Here is an 18204-nt window from a genome sequence, read left to right as displayed (position 1 = left end):
TGTGCCGGGGCCAGTTCGCCACGTCGCGCCTCGCCGCCGCCGCTCGTCAGAAGCAGCGTCGCGCCAGCGGAGCCCGATGGGAGCCGCCCACGTCTGACCGCATGACGCGCGCCAGCCGACCCCGCGTCCGTCGAGGGGATACTGGCGGAAAACGCGGTCGAGGCCACCCTTGGCGAGGGCGGCCTCGTTTCGAGCGGCGCTTACCACCAGGATGTGTAGAACACCGTCTTCCCTTCGGCGATGGCCGCGCGCGCCTTCTCAATGAAGGCGAGGTCGAGGTCGATCTCGTCGGGGCGAGTTGTGCCGAAGAAGAATCCCTCGGTGTGTGGCAGCGCCTGATTGCGGATGTCACGCTCCAGCCGATCGAGGTCGTCGGCGTCGAGAGCGACGTTCACGCAGTTGAAGTCGGCGTCCGAGCCGCCCTTGGCGCGATAAAGCTGTTCCATCCAGCCATGCAGGTTGGGGTGCTTGCGCCAGTAGGCGAGTTCGGTGGCGGTCTCGGTGGTGAAGTCCACCTCGGCCGTGATTGGCTCGGCGGTGGTGAAGGCGTACATATCCAGTCCCATGATGATCTCCTTTCGGTCGTTGGTTGCGCGTCCTGACGGACGCGACCGAAAGGGCGGGCGGCATGAGCCGCCGCCGTCCTGACCAACACGGGCGGGGCACCGACCCGCTGGCGCGGGCCGGTCATGGACGGCAAGGCGCCGACTGCCAGGGATGCGGAACCTCCAAAGGACGGGCAACCGACCGGAAGGGATCGGGACTGGATGCCTGCGCCCTCCGCCGAAGAGCCACCGATCGGACACACGAAAAGCCCCCGCCGCCGAAGCGACGGGGGGCGGAAGCAGCCGTCAGTCGAGGCGGATGTCGAGCTGACCGTCGCCCTCCCATGGGCGCTCGGTGATGAGGTAGCCAAGGCGGTTGACGAAGTGGAAGCCGGACAGAAGGCAGAGGCCGTCATCGTCGTCGGTGCTTACGAGCGTCCAGACGCAAGCCGGGTCGGCGACGGCGATGGCATCGAGTTCGGGGCCGAAGGTCTCGAACATCAGCCCGCCGAAGGGCGCATCATTGCGGAGCGTGTTCAGGACGGGGCGGTCGGCGTCTTGGGAGACAGCCGCGCGAAATTTGATGCTTGGCTTGCTCCTCTGCTCGATAGACGACCGGAAACAACTTGAAGCCGGAAATAGGGAATCTACCCGATGATAGCCGCGATCGCACCCGCCTCCCATGCCAAGCATGGGACGGCGAAAAAGGCTCGCCGCAATGTCCGTGGAGAGCGCTCCTATTCTTCCACCCGGATCGTGATGGGGTCTTCGTAAAGCATGAACCGATGTTCTCCGGGGCGCGTGGCCGTGAACACGACCGCTCTTGCGGGTGTCGCTCCGCCACATGAGCGGCTGACGCGGTAGCCTACCCCTCCATCTGACCAAATGCCCGTGGCGAGTTCCGGCAGATACTCGAACACCTCTTCCCACGATGGTGGCTGCTCCCCGCAGCGTCCACGCTTGGCGTGGATCACAACCGACTCGCCTACCCTCACCTCGGAAAGCTCACGCCAGTAAATGCGCTGGTCAGTCATGTCGATCACACGCGGGCCGGGTTCGGGCCGCTTCCTTTGGATGGCCGAGCTTTCCGACACCTGCCAACCGCTCAATCCGATCATGCCGCCGCCAGCGGCCAACAACACAAGGGCGACGATACCGGCAATCTGCCAATGACGGACGCGGCGGGAAGCCGCAACAGGATGAGGCGGTGCTATCCTTTCGGGGGTTCCCGTGTGTCCGTTCGCGTCGCCGTTGTCCGGTTCGGTGGAAGGCTTGCGCCGCTGGGCATCTTCATAAAGCCGGTGCCAGTAAGGCAGCGCATCGTCCATGTCCTCCACTTGAAGCAGCAAGGTCAGGATGCGGAAGTTACGGCGGCTGGGGGTGTGTAACCCCCTGCGCCAGTTGTTCAGGCTTTTCAGCGCGCTTTCGTAAGCGCCGTCCGCCTTCTTCTTGGTCAGGTTACAGTATTCGCTGGCAATCCGGTCGTTATCGACATGGCCACGCTCGATGCACAAAGCATCGAACAGCTTCCACCATTCTGCAAAACTGGCGAACTTGTCCCCCATGCCGTCCCCTCACGCGGCTCTTTCCCTCCTTTCTAGCCAGACCGGGACTCCCGATCAAGCTCTTGAGAAGGATCACCTATTCGGCGCATTTTCCGATTTTTCCATGCCTTCCAACATTGCCGGTGACACCAGCCGGTAGCAGCCCTTATGAAAATATTCGGGCGACCCGTCGCACGGGTCGTAGTCGTGCGCCTGTTCGCATGAACAAACTTTACGGAAGCCGGGGGCACCCATGACCAACCAACACAAACCTTTCCTGCGGCCTGCCGCACTTCTCTTAGGAGGGCTTATGTTCACCGTGGCGGGGGCGTCCAGCGCACTTGCCTGCCGGGGTACGGCGGAATACCCGGACGTGGCGTCCCGGCTGGCCGCCGCCTCGTTGCCCGCCGACAGGAAAGCCGACCTTACCCGGCAACTCGAAAGGGGCCGCGCCTTGCACGACCGCGCCCATCAACAGAACGACACCGGAGCCATGCGGGAGTCGCTGACGATCCTCGACCGCATCAAAGCCGCGCTACCGAGGTAAACAATGATGTTCCCGAGCTTGTCACGCTGCGGCGCGGTCTTCGCCGCGCTTTTCATGCTGGGCCTGATGGCCTGCCAGACAGCAGCGGCCGATAACGGCAACCGTCTGACGGCTGATCAGGTGCGTAGCACCTTTGTTGGGCGGGCATGGAGTCAGGGAACAGGAACGTTCATGTTCTCGCGGGATGGCACCTATCGGTATGACGATAGCCGTATGAGCGCGCGGGGCACCTATCAGATTGCCAATGACGGCGTGCTCTGCACGACCAACAGCAATTCGGGCGTGCGGACTTGTTACACGTTCTACCGCGACGGCAACGGATACCGATACTGGCACGACCGCTCTGGCCGATACTGGCCAGCCTACCTGCGGTAAACGTGATGAGACTTCGTAGGATCGGCTCCTCCGCACTCTTACTGGCAGGCTTGCTCGTCGCAACACTTGCGCATGCGACGACGCCGGTGGTTCGCAGCTTCGATTTCCTTGAAGGCGACGAGTCCTTACTGATCGGAAAACTGCCCGATGCGGATATCCGCGCGGTCGCGGCCGGAGCGCCAATGTACGAGAGGATAGGATATCCGAAGGTTCTTTTGGCCACGCCGGAGTTCGGCTTGGGTCATCAATGGCTCGTCGTGATACTCGCGACCACAAACACATGTAATAGTCAAGGATGCAGTATCCGAATCCTTCATTCCGGCCCTGCTGGATATGTGACTGTAGCCGAAGTGATGGCGTCAGACGTCGCGTGGATCGATGACGGCAACGAACCACCCGCTCTGATCTTTCTGTCGGAAGCCGTAGAGGGAGCCCAAGAAACGGCAATCTGGCGGTGGAACGGATCAGCCTATGCATTCGACCAGCTCGGCGATGAAGCACTGATGGACGCCTATACGGACGCCATTACGGGAGCACAGAATCGGAATTGAGGAACTTATGAGCCATTCACGACGGGGAATGAGTGCCGCGATGATCGCGGCGCTAGCTGGACTGCTTCTGGGCACCACTGGATCTGCCTCTGCGGACGCTCTCATCGTGCACAGCTTCGAATTCGTCGCAGGCGACGAGACATTGCTGGTCGGCACACTGCCCGATGCGGATATCCGCGCGGTCGCGGCCGGAGCGCCTGCCCCCGGCCTTAATGCCAAGGTCCTGCTCGGATCGCCAGAGCTCGGGCTCGGCCACCTTTGGGTCATCGTCCAGCTGGTGACGGACAAGACCTGCAATGCTCAGGGCGAGTGCAACATCCGCGTGCTCCATTCCAGCCCCAACGGATATGTGACCGTCGCCGATGTTATGGCGATCGATGTCGCCTGGATCGAGGATGGGAGCGAGCCGGTGACCCTGCTTTTTGCCGGACTGCAAGGACCGGCCATCTGGCGCTGGAACGGGTCAGCTTATGCCTTCGACCGCATCGGCGACGATGACCTGATGGATGCCTATTACGCCGCGACGGGCGGCGACACCTACTGAGGGGCCGCAGATGGCGCGCGCGACATCAAATGGTGGATCGCTCGTGTTACTTGCCGTCCTGATTTGGAGTACAACCCCAGCATTGGCAGGGGACTGGTTCGCGGTCTCCGATGATGTGCTTGGCTGGGGAACCGCCGCATGCAGCGCCGACGGGGACGCGGCGCGGTGCTTTGGTCTGCGCTGCAAGGCAGACAACCCGCCCCCGGGCGCGGAATGGTTCTTGTTTGTCGATGACGCGGGGCTGGTCGATGCCCCCCTGCAGGTGAACCTGTCGGTCGAAGGACGGATCGACGCCACCTTCTCCATGAGCCCGGTCACCTTGGGAGGTTATCTCCAGCACGTTACACCCCTCGATCTTCCGGGGCATTCGGATTTTCTGGATGCGCTGCAAGCCGGACAGCGCCTGCGGGTCACTGCCGGGGATTTACCGGCCTTTTCACTGGCACTGGCGGGCTCGCGGGCCGAGCTCACGCGCGCGCTGGCGGTCTGCGCCCCTTCCGGTCGTTCAGACCGCCCCGCCGCGCCAAGTTGCGATGCCGAATACCGCGCGCGCGTGCGGGAAGCGGAGCGCCTCGACACCGTTCCGAACGGTCGGCTTGCCGCTGAGGGCATGCGCCTCGATGCGGAGGCGCGGCTGAACCTGTGTCGTGCCGGGGTAAGGCCATGATCCAGAACCGCGATCTTGCACGAAAGGAGGACGGATGAAGGCGACGATTTCAGGAATTTTGTTGGCTCTTGCCCTTGTGGTTGTCGGGCCAATAAAGGGTCAGGCGCAAGAGGCACCCACCGAGGCGCAGGTCGCCGAGGGGCTGAGCTTCGAGATCCCGGCAATCTGGTCGGTTGAGTCCCTGACCATCCAGGCCACGCAGAATGTCGGCAGCATCGTCGATCCCGATATCCGGATGCGCATTCGCGCCACCGCGCGTCTGCAACAGGCGACCTTCGGCTTCGTGTCTCAGATCGACGACGTCACCGTGCTGGCGCCGGTCCTGCCCGAGGGCCATGTGGTCGAGCTTTTCGGCTTTGCCTCCGCGCGACTCTATCGCGGGGAATGGGAATATTCCTTTGATTTTCAGGGCAGCCCTTTCGAGGGCTCGGGCGCGCCGCGCAGCAGCTTTTCCGGGCGGACGGTTCTGCGCGACAGCCACGAGCATCGCGCAGTGATCGCCGAGGCCGAAGCGCGACAGCGCTCGGCTCGTGAAGCTCAGCAGGCCGCCATCGACCGCGACTCCGCGCGATTGCGCCATCTTCTCGGGCGAGGCGAGTTTCGCGGTGAGTCGAGCCAGGGCGGCTCGGTCTGGCCCTTCGAGGTCGTCGATGTTGTCCTTGATGCGAATGATCGCTTTACAGGTCAGCTGACCTGGCTGACGCTGTCATCGGTTCAACGGATCAACGGCATCATCACCAATGGCATGATGATCTTCGAGAATGTCGAGGACATCCAGCGTGGCGATGCCGTCCTGAATTGTGTCTATCGGCTGGCGCTGGATGGAAGGGAGACGGCGCTGGGCGGTTTCTCGGACTGCGCGCAGGGCCTTGTGCAGGTTGCCTTCTACCCCGAAGAGGTCATCGCAGAGCGTCGCGCCAGACGGGCCGCGGGCATTGTGATCCTGCGTGACGCACTGGCTGCCGGAGCAGCGGTTCAGGCGCGCTATGACGAGCCGGACAGATGGGGCTGTGCAAGATTGCCCTGCGGAAAACGAACAGTCAGCGAGTTCACGATCACCTTCGAGACATTCGACCCCAACGACAATCTGTTCAGTGGCGAGTCCTTATGGTCGTCCGGGTCGCGCTATGCCATCGAGGGTCGGATCGACGGCGAAACCATTGCGTTTCGCGAGACTGACATACGCGAGAACCCGTCCAACCGCGCGCCGGAGTTCCAGAGCTATCATGGGCGGATCGGAGCAGAGAGCGTGACGGGCATCGTCTGCCGGGACGCCGTGATCGACGCCCCCTGCCGCGATCCATACGCCACGGATACGCGCTTCTCGTTTGCGTTCCCGTGAGGCCCAAGGGAGACCGCCGCCCGGTTGCGGACGGCGGTCTCCCGGCCTGTTCAATCAAGGGCGATTTCCACTGACTCCGCGCCCTTCCATGGGCGCTCGGTGATGAGGTAGCCAAGGCGGTTGACGAAGTGGAAGCCGGACAGAAGGCAGAGGCCGTCGTCGTCATCGCTGCTGACGAGCGTCCAGACGCAAGCCGGATCGGCCGCACGAACGGCATCGAGTTCGGGGCCGAAGGTCTCGAACATGCACCCGTCGAAGGGCGCATCCTTGCGGATGGTGTTGCGGACAGGGCGATAGGCATCGCGCCAGTCGTCGTAACTGAGAGCGGGCGCGGGCGGCGTCGGCTCGGGATCGGCCGCCTCGCGGGCGACCTCCTGAAGGGCGAGCTTGAAGCCCGTGGCGATGCCGTCAGCTTCTTTCCACGCATCCCAGTCGTCGGGATCGTCGCTGTCCAAGGCGGTGGCGAGGCGGCGGTCGGCGTCTTCGGCGAGGCGTTTGGCCTCGGCGTGCAGGCGTTGCAGATGGATGTCGGTCAAAGTGATCATGTCAAAATCGTCCATTCATTAAATCGTCAAACTATCGGGGGAGGCAGGGCCGCCCGCCGTGTGGCGGGCGGCGTCGCCTGCGGTCAGCGGCTCCAGATGAGGGCGAAGCCTTTGTCCTGCTCGACCAGGTTGGCGTAGATCGGGGCGGCGAAGCTCGGGTCGTCCAGCTTGACCGAGATGTACTCGTTGCCGCCCTTGGAGGTGCGGTGCCAGGCCGCGCCGATCTCGACAGCGCCCGCCTTGACGCGGAAGTCGGGGGCGGCGTCTGCGGTTTTCTCGACGCTGGTGATCGCGACCTTGGTGGCCTTGACGCCGAGGGTCTGGATGGTGCCGGTGAAGCCGCTGTCGGTCCTGGTGAAGGTGCCGATGGTTGCCATGATGAAAGTCTCCTTTGTTTGGTTCTGGCGGTCGCGCCCATCGCGACCTTTCCATGGCCCATGAGAGAGACCGTCGAAGCACGGACCCGCACCCGCAGGGCGGAACGCAGTGGGAGACGGCAAGCGGGCTGTTTCTTGTTTCGCGAGGAATGACCGCAGGTCAGGGGAAGAAACCGACCGCGCGCCGTTGCGGGGACGGGCGACGGGCTCAGATGTGGCCATGAGAGGAAAGGACGCAGAAGGGCGGCTGATCCGCGCCAAACAGAGGCAAGACGCGCTGGCGACCTCGGCCCCCTTCACCCGACACGCGGCCAATCGGCCTCCGTCCTCTCTCGGCCTCCGGCCAAATCGCGTCCCCTGCGCAATGAGAAACCGCCCCGCCCCCTGACGGGAGCGAGGCGGCGCTGTGGGTCGGTGCATGGCCGCACCGTCCTCGATGCGGCGCACGGGATCTTCAGTCAGCGGGGGCTCGACCCGCTTCGGATCGCTCTGAAAATCCAACCGAGGATGAGCAGGACGTAGAACAGCCCCAAGGCTGCCAGCGGGACGACGACCAGCACCGCGATGAAGGCGTCGGCGCTGCCGGTTCGGGTGCTGACGAAAGCGGCGAGGATGATGAGCGCGAGGGTCACGATGATCGGCATGGCCATGGCTCCTGACCGTCAGGGTGACGGCGGCGGGCCACGGAACGCGGCCAGCAACTTGCCGATGATCCAGAGCACGATGGCCGTGACGGGCAGGACGAAGGGCACGGCGACGATCGTCCAGAGGAAGTTCTCGGGATTGCCCGTGACGTGGGCGATGTAGGCGGCGAGGACGAAGAGCGCGAGCGCGCCAAGGATGGTGGGCATGGGACACCTGTCGGATGAAGAATTGGCGAATTGAGGAAAGGACGAAGCCCGCCCGTGGCGGGCGGGCTTCGCTGGACGGGTCAGGCCGCGTGGGCGGGCTGCACATCCTCGGCGACGGCGGGCGTGGGGAAACCGTCGCCAATCGCGTCATCGGCCTCGACCTCGGTCACTTCCTCGGCCTCGGCCATGTCGCCGCTCTCCCCCTCGACCCCGCCGAAGCGCATGGCCTCGGGCAGCCACGCATTGGCGCGGGCTTTCAGGTCGGCGGCGATCAGCTTGTCATCGGCGGCGCAGCGCTCGAAGTGACGGGCAAGGGCAGCGGCCAGCTGCGTCTTGTTGTAGTCCTTGAGCGCCCCGAGGCGGGTCACCGCGCCCGTCTCCTTGGCGATGGCCTCCAGCTGATCCTTGCGGCGGCGGGTGATGAACGCCTCATCGGGGCGCCAATGATCCCGCATCGACACCCCGAGATCGCTGGCCACGCGATTGAACAGGCTCGCGCCATCATCGAGCGCGTCCATGTTGCCCTGACCGAAGGTCAGCGTGGTCAGAAGCAGATGCAGCGCATCGAGCGTGGCATCATCGAGGGCGGTCACGGCCTCGTAGAGCGCCAGCGGCTCCTTCTGGGGACGCAAGAGCGTCTCCCATGCCCCGCGTTCGGGCGCGGGATAGCGGCTGGTGAGCGTAGCGGCGATGTCGAGCGCCTCCATCACCACCTGCGCCGCCCCTTCCACCTTGGCGTAGGTGTCGGGCTGCGCATCCTCGCCCGCGAAGTAGGCGAGCGCAGGATGGGCATCGAGACGCGCCCGCGCCGTCCAGTCACAGGCATTAAGCATCGTCACCACCGCCACCTCCCGCGCCTTGCGGGGGTTGGCCAGAAGCCCTGCCATGACGGCGAGCGACTTGTGGGCGGCGACCATGCGGATGACCGCGCCCGTATATTCGGGCTTCTCCTTGGGCGCGGCGGGATGGTCGGCGGTCTCTTCCGCCACGCTCGGGCGCACCTCGCGGCGCGCGAGCCCTTCCCGCACCTCGACACGGCCTGACGGCTTGAAGTGGATCACCACCCCGCCCGTCTCGCCCCGCTCGGCATCGGCCTCCCGATACTGCCACCAAGCGGCGTAGTTCTCGGTCAGGATGTCCACGAAGGCTGCACCCGCCTCGCGGTGATGCGCGGCCAGCGCCTCGACGGCCTCGGTCTGGAGCCGAAGGAACTGCTCGGCATCGTCGAAGACGGTCGCGTCCTCGTCCGCGAACAGGTCGGACGTGGTCGTGCCTTCATAGCGTTCCAGCGGAAAGATCGCCAAGGACAGGGCGGGCTTCTCGCCCGTCAGCCAGTCGCGGATGTCGTCGGCATCGTAGCGATAGCCGCTTTCAAGCCGCTCGATGACGGCGCGTTGCTGCTCGGCACTGCCCAGCGTCAGCGCCTCGGCGGCGGCAAGGGAAATCTCCCCTTCCCGCACAAGCGCCTTCACCTCGTCGGTGAGGCTCGCCAGCGCCACGCGGCGCTTGACGGTCAGCACCGACACGCCCGCTTTCGCAGCCACGTCCTCAAGGCTGGCACCCGCGCCCAACAGGGTGGCGAACGCCTCGGCCTCGTCCATCGGAGCAAGCTGCTCGCGCTGGATGTTTTCGACGGTGGCCAGACGCAAAGCGTCGGCCTCGGTCAGATCGGCGCGCACCTCGACGGGCACGGGATAGTCCTTGCCGATGTCGCCGCGCTCGACCAACAGGGCGAGCGCGCGCCAGCGCCGTTCGCCCGAGACGATGCGGAACTTCCGCCCGTCGCGGCGCACCACAAGGTTCTGCAACAGGCCGTCGGCCTTGATCGAGGCGGCAAGCCCCTCGATGGCGGCGGCGTCCATGCTGCGGCGGGGGTTCGCGCCCTCGGTCGGGGCGAGTTTCGAGAAGGGGATGGTTTCGATGGTCATGGGTTCGGTTCCTTTTGATGGGGTGAGCGCCCGCGCCATGACGCGGGCGCGGGTTGTCAGGCGCTGATGCGCCCGTGTTCGTTCGCCTCGGCGGCGTAGGCCGTCAGGCTCTTGGTGGCCTTAAAGTGAAGGTCGCGCTCGATGGTCAGCCCAGCGGGACCACGGATGGCGGCAAGCTCCGACAGACGGACGCTGCCCAGTTCAGGGCATCCGAAGCCAAGGTCACACAGGCCGAAGGCGATATCCTCGTCCTCGGGGTCGATCTCCGAGAGAAGCCACGTCGCGGCTCCCCACGGGCAGAACAGCTTCACCACAGGCCAGAAGTCCTGGGTGTTGCCGTCATCCGCCATGCGCTCGGCATTGGCGCGGCCATTGGCCAGCATGCGCGCGCGCTGGCAATCCGTGAGAAGCGGCATCATTGCGCGGCCTCCCGTCCGTCATGGTCGGTCAGGCGCATCGTGTCGGTCACCGACACGAAGAGCGGGCGGATGAGGTATTCGCCCGCCTGCTCGGTCACCGCGCAGATGGCGGCGGCGGGCTGGCCGTCCGCGAAGCAGGAGAACAGGGCGAAGTTGGAAAACGCGCCGCTGGTCAGCGCCTCGAAGGCGCTGCGATGGTCTGGTGTGATGTTGGTCAGGCTGGCCATGGGTCAGCCCTCCAACGTTTCGGCCTCGGCGGCGCTTGCCGCTTCAGCCTCGCGGGCGGCATCTGCCGCCTCCACCACATCTCCCCAGCTGGTGAACAGGTATTCGCCGCTGGCCACGTCATAGACGATGGTCGGCGCGTAGCTGTCGCCCATGTTCACATAGAGCGCGTCGGGCACCGCGCGCGGGTCGTCGCGGCGGGTTTCGTCGAACCACAGCGCTTCCACGCCATGGCCACCGGCCAAGGCGCTGACACCCTGCAAATGGGTCTCGGCGCGCTCCAGCCGTTTGAGTTGGGGAAATCGGGTCATGTCGTCTTGTCCTCCGTCAAGTTGTTCGGGTCTGCGAAGGACACCCACGCCCCGCGCATTACCCTCTGCCCAGCGGCGAGCGACGACAGGAGAACCAGTGAGCATGAGGACCGCCGTTGCGCTGGCGGCGTCGCGCCGACCGCGCCGGGCTCCCGGGGGAGCCGCCCCGCAGGGGGCATCCGGCCAACGCGGGAGGGCGGCTTCAGCCGCCCGAATGGAGCGGGCAGGCCGGACGGCGACCTTGGGATGTGCGCAAGGTGAGAGACATGGCCGATGTCGGCTTGGCCGGTGCAGTCGGCACAAGCTGGAAACAGAGGGTATCGCGCCCAGGCGCGATCACAGGATCACCTTCGGCCCAAGGGGCCGTCCGCTGCCGCCGCATCGGGCAGCGTCAGCGCGGGTCCCGGTGTGGCGGCTCTGGGGGCGTTGCGGGGGTCTCCCCGCTCGAAGGGGTGACGGAGAACGTCATTGACGGTCGCAGGCAGGGGAAGGCTTTCCCCGCCGGAAAATCCCGATACAGTCTCTCAAGCTGAACAGCTTGCAACGAAGTCTTGTGGTCGTCAGGAAATCCATGCCGGCGAGAAAACGAGGGAATACACTTGAGAAGTGGGAAATCGCCCTGATTAAGGCGATGCTGGGTCGCGGCGGATACAATGACCAGGACATCCTTGCTTACTTCACCCGCCCGACGCGCTCGATCAATCATGCGCGCATCGCTGAAATCCGCACAGGTGCGAAGTTCAAGGCGATAAAAACCGCCTCTGCCGACGAGCTGGATGAGTTCCTGATCAACTGGCCGGAAGTCGATACGGAAACGGGCCTCAGCTTGCGTGGGGACGAATTGCTGATCAAGGCGCGGGAAGCGATGATCGCTGCCGTGCATACCTTCAACGGTGCGGGTTTAACCTTTCGGGCGGAGCTGTTCATCGTCACCAGCATCATCGCCTGGACCTATCTCCTGCACGCATGGTTTCGGCGCGAAGGGATCGACTATCGCTATCGAAACGCCGACGGGACAATCAAAAAAACAAAGCAGGGGGCGGATTGCTATTGGGAGCTGGGGAAGTGCCTGCGGCACGCTCGCTGCCCAATTCCGAGCGGCGCAGTAAAAAACCTCGATTTCGTCTTGGAGCTGCGACATGAGATCGAGCATCGGTCTACGAACCGGATCGACGACGCCGTGAGCGCAAAGTTGCAGGCGTGCTGCCTGAACTTCAACGAGGCGATCAAAAGCCTGTTCGGGTCGCAGTACGGGTTGGAGCGGCGGCTCCCCATTGCACTGCAATTCGTCACCTTCGCCGCGGATCAGCGCGCGGCGCTTAAGAAGGGCACGAGTCTGCCGGGCCATATCGAAACCTTCATCGACGCGTTCGAACACGGACTGAGCGAAGCAGAATACGCGGACCCGGCCTATCGCTACCGCGTCGCCTTCGTACCGATCGCGGGGAACCGCGCCTCAAGCGCGGACATCGCCGTCGAATTCGTGAAGGGAGATTCCGACGAAGGCCGAGAGATTAATCGCGTCCTGCTCAAGGAGGTGGACAAGCGCCGGTATACGGCGAAGCAGGTCTGGGAAATGGTTCAGGCGGAAGGTTTCCCCAAGTTCAATCAGCAGGCGCACACGGCGCTTTGGAAGGAGCTGGATGCGAAGAATCCGGCGCATGGGTACGGGCGCGACGGCGATTATCGAAATACGTGGGTGTGGTACGACAAGTGGATCGAGCGCCTTCGCGCCCACTGCCAGGAACAGGGCGAAAAGTACAAGTGAAATGAGGCCGCCTAAGCGGCGGCCTCGGTGATGTCGTTGGCTTGCAGCCCAGCCAGGAAGTCCGTCGCCTTGGCGGCGGCGCTGGCGGCGGCGAAGATGGCCTTCTTGTCGGCTTTCAGGACCTTCAGCCAGTTGTCGATGTAGGCGGCGTGGTCGGGACGCGGGGTGAGCGTCACGCCCAGGTCGGCGCAGAGGAAGGCCGCGCCCAACTCGGCCACGAGTTCTTCCATGGCGTAGGCATCGTCGCCGAAGCGCTTGCCGAATTGGCGGTCGCAGCGGCGGGTGTCGCCCGTCCAGTGAGTCAGCTCGTGCAAGAGCGTGGCGTAGTAGCTCTCGGTCGCCGTGCTGGTTCCGGTGCCGAGGAAGCGCTCGCGCTCGGGCATCTGGATAATGTCGTCGGAGGGACGATAGAAGGCGCGGGTTCCGCCGTGACGGATGATTGCGCCGGTGGCGGTGATGAAGCGGTCGGCGGTTGCCACGGTGGCGATGGGGTCCTTGGGCTCGGGAAGCGCGGGCGCCTCGTAGCCGTCCACCTGGTACGCGTTGAAGACCCAGCTCGCGCGAGCCATGAGGCGCTTGCCGTGCTCGGTCTCGCCGGTGTCGTCGTTCCGCTCTTCCACGTCGAACTCCTTGTAGAAGACCACGAGGCTCGACTTCTCGCCCTTGCGGACCTGACAGCCATTGGCCTGCCACTGGCGGTAGGTGCCCCAGGTGCCGGTGGTGAAGCCGCGGGCTTGGGCGGAGGCCCAGAGGCTGACGACGTTGATGCCGCGATAGGCTTTGGCGGTGTCGATGTTGACGGGGCGGTTCAGGCCCTCGCCGCTGCGGTGCCAGGGCATCTGCCAGTCGCCCGCGCCCGCCTCGATGGCGGCGATGATGTTGTTGGTGACCTGGGTGTAGACGTCGATGCGTTGTGCGGTCATGGTTCCTCTCCTTGTCTTTGCGACCGCGCCCATCGCGGCCGTCCGATGGCGACCGGAGAGGCAGGGGCAAGACGGGCGGCGCACCCGAACGGGCTGGAGGGAACCGGAAGACGGCGGGCGGGCTGTTTGTTGGAGCGCCAGCGTCCGCGAGGAATGCGGCCTCGGCCGCAGGGGAAGAAACTGACCGACCGCCGTTGCGCCGACCGGCGTCCCTGCCAGGTCAGCCACAACTGAGGACGGCTCGTGGAGCGCGGAATCGGACAAGGGCGAGAGAAGCCCAACCGGACGCTCTCGACGTGCCCAAGGGCAATGCGTCATCCCGCTGTCGGGCGCGGGGCATTTCGACTGGCTGCCCACACGGGCACCGTGCCGGACGGGCAACCCCGCCCCGCGTCATCCGCCCAAAGCCAAGCCGCGTAGAACCAAGCTCAAAGCCTCGTCCGGCCAAGCATTTCCGTCGGATTCACTGGCGATTCGGTGGTAGCTTGGCGTCAGGCAGGTGGACTGTCAGGGGAGCATTCGGCGAGGGAGCGGCGATGGTGTGGAAGAAGCTTTTCGGGGGTGGGGGCGAGAAGGAACCGTCGCCGCGCGAGATTGAGCGCAAGCGCCAGTTTGATCGCTGGCTGGAAGGGATCGGGCCGGAATGGGCCGAGGCGTACATGATCCTCGTAACCGACCCCGCCATCGACCAGGCGTTTCGGGAGAGCCTGCATTACAAGCTGAACGAAGGCGATATCGAGGAAGCCCGGAAGATCCTCCGCCAGTCCATGCATTTCCTGACGGCAGAGTCTCGCGAGAAGCTGCGCAACGTCGGCCAGGCGCAGCGCTGGGCCACATTCGATCAGATCGCCGAAGCAGGCATCGTCATCTCAAGCAACGCGACCTTCCCCATGGACGCGCTGCAAATCGCCAAGCAGCCGGTGCCGGACCGCCCGGACCTGGAGTTCCCGCTCTATTTCCGGGGCGAAGGGCATCTGCTGACGGTCGCCCCCACGGGCGCGGGCAAGGGCCAGCGGCTGATCCTGCCGGTGCTGCTGGATTTCGAGGGGCCGACGGTGGTGCTCGACCCCAAGGGCGAGAACTACGAGCACACGGCATGGCGGCGCAGCCTCTACGGGCAGGTATTCAAATGGGCGCCCGGCGCGGCCGATTCCGACTGCTACAACCCGCTCGACCGGGTGACGGGCTGGGACGAGGCACGGCTTGTGGCCGAACTGCTGGTCATTCCCCAAGGCAAGGAGCCGTTCTGGGACGAGGCCGCGCGCGACCTGCTAACGGGGCTGATCTTCTATGTCATCCGCACGCGGCCGGAAGGCCAGCGCAACATGCGCGCGGTCTGCCGCCTGCTGACGCCGAGCAAGGCGGATTTCGAGGCGATGGTCGAGGACCTGCAAGGGTCGGACGACGAGCGCCTGAAGGAGCTGGGCAATATCCTGGAGACGCAGTCGGAGGCGCTACGCGCCTCGATCTCAACGACGCTGCGCACGCAGCTCGCCATCTGGCGGTCAGACGACGTGGCCAATGTCACCTCCTCCACGACGCCGGGCTGGACGGTCGAGGACATCCTCGTCCGCGACAACATCAGCGTCACCTTCGCCGCAAAGACCGGCCGCGCGCCGGGCTGGCACCAGCGCGAGGATGGCGGGGTGACGCGCGGCAGCGCGGCCACGGTCTATCTGATCGTGCCGCCCGAGAAGATGGCGGCCATGCGCAGCGTGCTGCGGGTGATGCTGGGCCAGCACCTGAGCGAAGCGATCCGGGTGCGCAAGATGATTGACGCGGCCAATGCCGAGGATGACAGCCTGCCAGCCGAATATCTCGACTGGCCGATGATGTTCGTCTTCGACGAGATGCCGCAGTTGGGCTACATGCGGATCATCGAGGACGCGGTGGCGATCACGCGGAGCTACCGCGTCCGGCTCTGGCTTTTCGCGCAGGACCTGGCACAGCTCGAAGAGGTGTACCCGAAGTGGCGGAGCCTCATCGCCAACTGCCGTGGCCAGATCTTCTTCCGCCCGAATGACACCCGCACGGCGGAACACGTCGCCGAACGCCTAGGAAGGCGGAAAGACATCTGGGGCGGTGAGGATTGGGTGGCCTCGCCCCAGCAGCTGATGGGACCTGAGTTTCGCGACGACTGTGTGATCTTTCAGGACGGGCTGTCGATTCGGGCCAACCTGTACCCGCCCTACTACGCCAACGAGAAGCTGAAGGAGTGGGTGGCGCAGAAGAAGAGTGAGCTTGGCGACAGGGTGCATCGCGCCCCGCGCCCCGTCCTGACGCCGGAGTTCGAGCCGGACGAGGACGACGCCGACCTGAAGGACGATCCCGAATATCAGGCAGAGCTTGCCGCGCTTCAGGCGCGGATGCGGGCACGCAAGGGCGACACGTTGTCCGAGGCGGAGCCCAAGCCCGATGTCATGCCCCCCAAACCTCCTGAGCCGCCTTCTGGTTCATCGGAGAGCCAGAAGCGCCCACCTACCCCTCCCGGCTTCGACGAATGAACTGTGGAGGCTCCTAGCGCGCCACACCCCCTTCAAAACCCCTTATGCGGCATCACAGGCGGTAGGCGGGTCAGATGGTTTTCTTCAGTGCGGGGCAGCCATGCCGCCTTCCAAACCTCTTTTGGACGGGGACCCGCGCAAGACCGCACGAAGGTGGTGGGAGCGCAGAGGCGTGTGTTTGACCGGCAAAGGAATGGTCAGCGAAAGCGTCACCGTTCAAAAGAGGTCGGGACTTACCCACAGGCACTCCTCGCCGCGTCGCTTGCAGTATCGGGGCTGCTGCTCGCGGCTCAAGCCTGTGGATAAGTCCAGTGCATATGTAAGACTAAGAAGAGAGAAGCAAAAAATCGAGGAAATCCGCGGATGTAATGTGGCCTCCTAGAGGCCACATATATGTGGCTCCCTAGAGGCCACATATATGTGGCGTTTGGATTACCGGAACGGAAATTTATTTCCACGTTGGGAATTTTTATTTCCCAATTTAGGACATGATAGGTTAACGTATCTCCGAACAATAAAAATTGGGGCAAAACCCATGGAACTGGCTGTCGATTATACAACGAAATCCGATTCTTCTGAGAAGAAGCCGCATTTTACCAAAGTCTACAAACCGGGATGGAACCGGATCAAGGGATTGCTGGAGGGTGACCCTACAGCTGCGCGTGTCTGGGTGTTCCTGGTCGAGAACGCAGGGCACGACAATGTTCTGGCTTGCAGCATGGCCATTCTAGAGGAAGAGCTCGGCCTGCATCGCAAGACGATCTACAAGAAGGTCAAATACCTCTCGGAACAGGGCGCATTGGCAATAGCCAAGATGGGCACGGCAAACGTCTACATCCTCAACCCGCATGAGACATGGAAGGCAAGCGAAGAATTCAAGAACTATCACGCGATCACGGCGCGGGCATTGATCGGAAAAGCCGAAAACAAAGGTTTTCGAAAACGGCTGACCCATATCGTCGGTCAAGCAGAGCAGGTGGAATTATTCCCCGTCGATTAGCGAGCATGCCAGCATGTTCGCATGCTGGCATGCCATATGGGAGGTTGATTTGTGGCACATATCATTGGGGTCGTTTCTCAGAAAGGTGGTGTCGGCAAGAGCACTTTGACGCGGCTTGTCGCACGGGAATTTGCGCAGCAGGGTTGGGATGTGAAGATTGCCGACCTGGACGTGTCTCAGGGCACGTGCGTCGAATGGGGGCGGATTCGGCAGAAGAACGGCGTTGCGCCCCTGATCCGCGTCGAGAGCTTTGGACGACTGGAGCCTGCGCTGGCCGATGCGGAGCGCTTCGACCTGGTGGTCATCGATGGAGCGCCACATGCCACCGCCACCACGCTGGATATCGCACGCGTATGCGACCTGGTCGTCATCCCGACCGGACTCTCGCTGGATGATCTGCGCCCCGCGGTCGTGCTCGCCCATGAACTGGTGCGCAAGGGTGTCGCCGCCGACAAGCTGGTTTTCGTCCTTGCGCGTGTCGGCGAGAGTGTCGCGTCGATGGAAGATGCGCGACGGTTCCTCGCACAGGCGGGGTACGACGTTGCGCAGCACGAACTCCCGGACAGGATCGGCTATCAGCGCGCCATGAATGCTGGTCTCGCGGCGTCGGAAAGTGCCCATAGAACGCTCAACGAGAAAGCTGAGGCGGTCGCCCAGGACATTGCAGACAGACTCACGGCGCTCGTTTCGCGGCGGGAGGTTGCGTGACGATGAAGGTGAAGCTCGAAAAGCCGACGCGGCGGTCCGCGCTCCCTGCTCCCCCAGCAAAGCCCGAACCAACGGGAAATCTTCACAAGCCGAACGGGGCGGAGAAGGTCCCCCTCCAGGTCAAGCTCGCGCCAGAGGTCCGACGGGCCTTCCGGGCGCATGCGGCTGAACAGGATATGGAGCTCAGTGAGCTCTTCTGCGCGATGTGGGATCATTATCGCGCCACGGCACGCTAGCTGGCCAGCATGCTCGCATGCTCGCCATCCAGCATGCTTGCATGTTGAGAATCGTGGGCGTGAGGTGTGGGGGCTTGGGGCCAACTGTCCCCATTTTGTCCCCGAACGCAAGAAAGCCCCGGCCGTGAGGCTCGGGGCTTTCTGCTGGATCTTTGATATTGCTTAGTAATTTTGGTTGCGGGGGTAGGATTTGAACCTACGACCTTCAGGTTATGAGCCTGACGAGCTACCGGGCTGCTCCACCCCGCGTCAATTTTTGGGCGCGGCCTCCAGGGGCCTTGCTGCCTTTGAGAG

General features: G+C 64.0%; 22 protein-coding genes and 1 tRNA gene. 10 read left to right on the top strand and 13 right to left on the bottom strand.

Annotation, left to right across the window (positions count from 1 at the left end; all coding sequences use genetic code 11):
- Window positions 1-200: 200 nt before the first annotated feature.
- The 3 genes from GGR16_RS00115 to GGR16_RS00105 all read right to left on the bottom strand — a co-directional run bounded on the left by GGR16_RS00115 (window position 201) and on the right by GGR16_RS00105 (window position 2110).
- On the bottom strand, window positions 201-566 hold the full coding sequence (locus GGR16_RS00115; RefSeq protein ID WP_183315323.1) for a phosphoglycerate kinase: 366 nt from the start codon (window positions 564-566) through the stop codon (window positions 201-203).
- A gap of 285 nt (window positions 567-851) precedes the next feature.
- Window positions 852-1046 carry a hypothetical protein gene (locus tag GGR16_RS00110; protein WP_210289386.1) on the bottom strand — a complete coding sequence of 65 codons (195 nt, stop codon included), beginning with the start codon at window positions 1044-1046 and terminating at the stop codon, window positions 852-854.
- Between the two features lie 236 nt (window positions 1047-1282).
- Window positions 1283-2110, bottom strand: coding sequence for a hypothetical protein (locus GGR16_RS00105; RefSeq protein WP_071923246.1), 828 nt, complete (start codon window positions 2108-2110; stop codon window positions 1283-1285).
- Window positions 2111-2399: 289 nt separating this feature from the next.
- On the opposite strand from GGR16_RS00105, the gene GGR16_RS00100 reads away from it, so the two are divergent.
- From GGR16_RS00100 to GGR16_RS00075, 6 genes are read left to right on the top strand one after another with little or no spacing between them, the layout of a single operon-like run.
- Window positions 2400-2636 carry a hypothetical protein gene (locus GGR16_RS00100; protein WP_071923245.1) on the top strand — a complete coding sequence of 79 codons (237 nt, stop codon included), beginning with the start codon at window positions 2400-2402 and terminating at the stop codon, window positions 2634-2636.
- Window positions 2637-2639: 3 nt separating this feature from the next.
- Complete coding sequence (locus GGR16_RS00095) at window positions 2640-3011, top strand: DUF995 domain-containing protein (protein WP_071923244.1); 372 nt, start codon at window positions 2640-2642, stop codon at window positions 3009-3011.
- Window positions 3012-3016: 5 nt separating this feature from the next.
- Window positions 3017-3562 (top strand): hypothetical protein, encoded by a 546-nt coding sequence (locus GGR16_RS00090; protein WP_145979715.1) that lies wholly within the window; start codon window positions 3017-3019, stop codon window positions 3560-3562.
- 28 nt (window positions 3563-3590) lie between these two features.
- Window positions 3591-4106 carry a hypothetical protein gene (locus GGR16_RS00085; RefSeq protein WP_145979714.1) on the top strand — a complete coding sequence of 172 codons (516 nt, stop codon included), beginning with the start codon at window positions 3591-3593 and terminating at the stop codon, window positions 4104-4106.
- Between the two features lie 10 nt (window positions 4107-4116).
- Entirely contained in the window at window positions 4117-4773 is a 657-nt protein-coding gene (locus GGR16_RS00080) for a hypothetical protein (protein ID WP_145979713.1), read from the top strand.
- A gap of 34 nt (window positions 4774-4807) precedes the next feature.
- Entirely contained in the window at window positions 4808-6115 is a 1308-nt protein-coding gene (locus GGR16_RS00075) for a hypothetical protein (protein WP_145979712.1), read from the top strand.
- A 50-nt stretch (window positions 6116-6165) separates the two neighbouring features.
- Here GGR16_RS00075 and GGR16_RS00070 read toward each other — a convergent pair whose 3' ends face one another.
- The 8 genes from GGR16_RS00070 to GGR16_RS00035 all read right to left on the bottom strand — a co-directional run bounded on the left by GGR16_RS00070 (window position 6166) and on the right by GGR16_RS00035 (window position 10771).
- The gene (locus tag GGR16_RS00070; protein WP_071923240.1) at window positions 6166-6675 is read right to left on the bottom strand and encodes a hypothetical protein; all 510 of its coding nucleotides are present in this window, start codon (window positions 6673-6675) and stop codon (window positions 6166-6168) included.
- A gap of 68 nt (window positions 6676-6743) precedes the next feature.
- Complete coding sequence (locus tag GGR16_RS00065; RefSeq protein ID WP_071923239.1) at window positions 6744-7037, bottom strand: DUF736 domain-containing protein; 294 nt, start codon at window positions 7035-7037, stop codon at window positions 6744-6746.
- A gap of 458 nt (window positions 7038-7495) precedes the next feature.
- Entirely contained in the window at window positions 7496-7681 is a 186-nt protein-coding gene (locus GGR16_RS00060; protein WP_145979711.1) for a hypothetical protein, read from the bottom strand.
- An 18-nt stretch (window positions 7682-7699) separates the two neighbouring features.
- On the bottom strand, window positions 7700-7888 hold the full coding sequence (locus GGR16_RS00055) for a hypothetical protein (RefSeq protein ID WP_183315322.1): 189 nt from the start codon (window positions 7886-7888) through the stop codon (window positions 7700-7702).
- Between the two features lie 80 nt (window positions 7889-7968).
- Window positions 7969-9816: a ParB/RepB/Spo0J family partition protein gene (locus GGR16_RS00050; protein WP_183315321.1), complete on the bottom strand. Its 1848-nt coding sequence runs from the start codon at window positions 9814-9816 to the stop codon at window positions 7969-7971.
- A gap of 56 nt (window positions 9817-9872) precedes the next feature.
- Window positions 9873-10235 carry a DUF2958 domain-containing protein gene (locus tag GGR16_RS00045; RefSeq protein ID WP_183315320.1) on the bottom strand — a complete coding sequence of 121 codons (363 nt, stop codon included), beginning with the start codon at window positions 10233-10235 and terminating at the stop codon, window positions 9873-9875.
- On the bottom strand, window positions 10232-10462 hold the full coding sequence (locus GGR16_RS00040; protein ID WP_183315319.1) for a hypothetical protein: 231 nt from the start codon (window positions 10460-10462) through the stop codon (window positions 10232-10234). The genes GGR16_RS00045 and GGR16_RS00040 overlap by 4 nt, the downstream gene beginning before the upstream one ends.
- 3 nt (window positions 10463-10465) lie before the next feature.
- A complete protein-coding gene (locus GGR16_RS00035; protein WP_183315318.1) occupies window positions 10466-10771 on the bottom strand; it encodes a hypothetical protein in 306 nt (101 codons plus the stop codon).
- 571 nt (window positions 10772-11342) lie between these two features.
- On the opposite strand from GGR16_RS00035, the gene GGR16_RS00030 reads away from it, so the two are divergent.
- Window positions 11343-12539, top strand: coding sequence for a DUF3644 domain-containing protein (locus GGR16_RS00030; RefSeq protein WP_183315317.1), 1197 nt, complete (start codon window positions 11343-11345; stop codon window positions 12537-12539).
- Between the two features lie 11 nt (window positions 12540-12550).
- On the opposite strand, the gene GGR16_RS00025 is transcribed toward GGR16_RS00030, so the two are convergent.
- Window positions 12551-13462: an ArdC family protein gene (locus GGR16_RS00025; protein WP_210289385.1), complete on the bottom strand. Its 912-nt coding sequence runs from the start codon at window positions 13460-13462 to the stop codon at window positions 12551-12553.
- Between the two features lie 536 nt (window positions 13463-13998).
- Between GGR16_RS00025 and GGR16_RS00020 the strand changes: the two genes are divergently transcribed.
- The 3 genes from GGR16_RS00020 (at window position 13999) to GGR16_RS00010 (ending at window position 17674) form a co-directional block, all read left to right on the top strand.
- Window positions 13999-15966 (top strand): type IV secretory system conjugative DNA transfer family protein, encoded by a 1968-nt coding sequence (locus GGR16_RS00020; RefSeq protein ID WP_183315315.1) that lies wholly within the window; start codon window positions 13999-14001, stop codon window positions 15964-15966.
- 535 nt (window positions 15967-16501) lie between these two features.
- Window positions 16502-16966 (top strand): replication/maintenance protein RepL, encoded by a 465-nt coding sequence (locus tag GGR16_RS00015; protein WP_183315314.1) that lies wholly within the window; start codon window positions 16502-16504, stop codon window positions 16964-16966.
- Window positions 16967-17017: 51 nt separating this feature from the next.
- Entirely contained in the window at window positions 17018-17674 is a 657-nt protein-coding gene (locus GGR16_RS00010) for a nucleotide-binding protein (RefSeq protein ID WP_183315313.1), read from the top strand.
- 408 nt (window positions 17675-18082) lie between these two features.
- On the opposite strand, the gene GGR16_RS00005 is transcribed toward GGR16_RS00010, so the two are convergent.
- Window positions 18083-18159: transfer RNA gene (locus GGR16_RS00005), tRNA-Met, on the bottom strand.
- Between the last annotated feature and the right edge of the window lie 45 nt (window positions 18160-18204).

It is taken from the genome of Chelatococcus caeni (assembly GCF_014196925.1).
GTDB classification, from domain to species: domain Bacteria; phylum Pseudomonadota; class Alphaproteobacteria; order Rhizobiales; family Beijerinckiaceae; genus Chelatococcus_A; species Chelatococcus_A caeni.
This window is presented reverse-complemented; position numbering and strand designations above follow the sequence as displayed.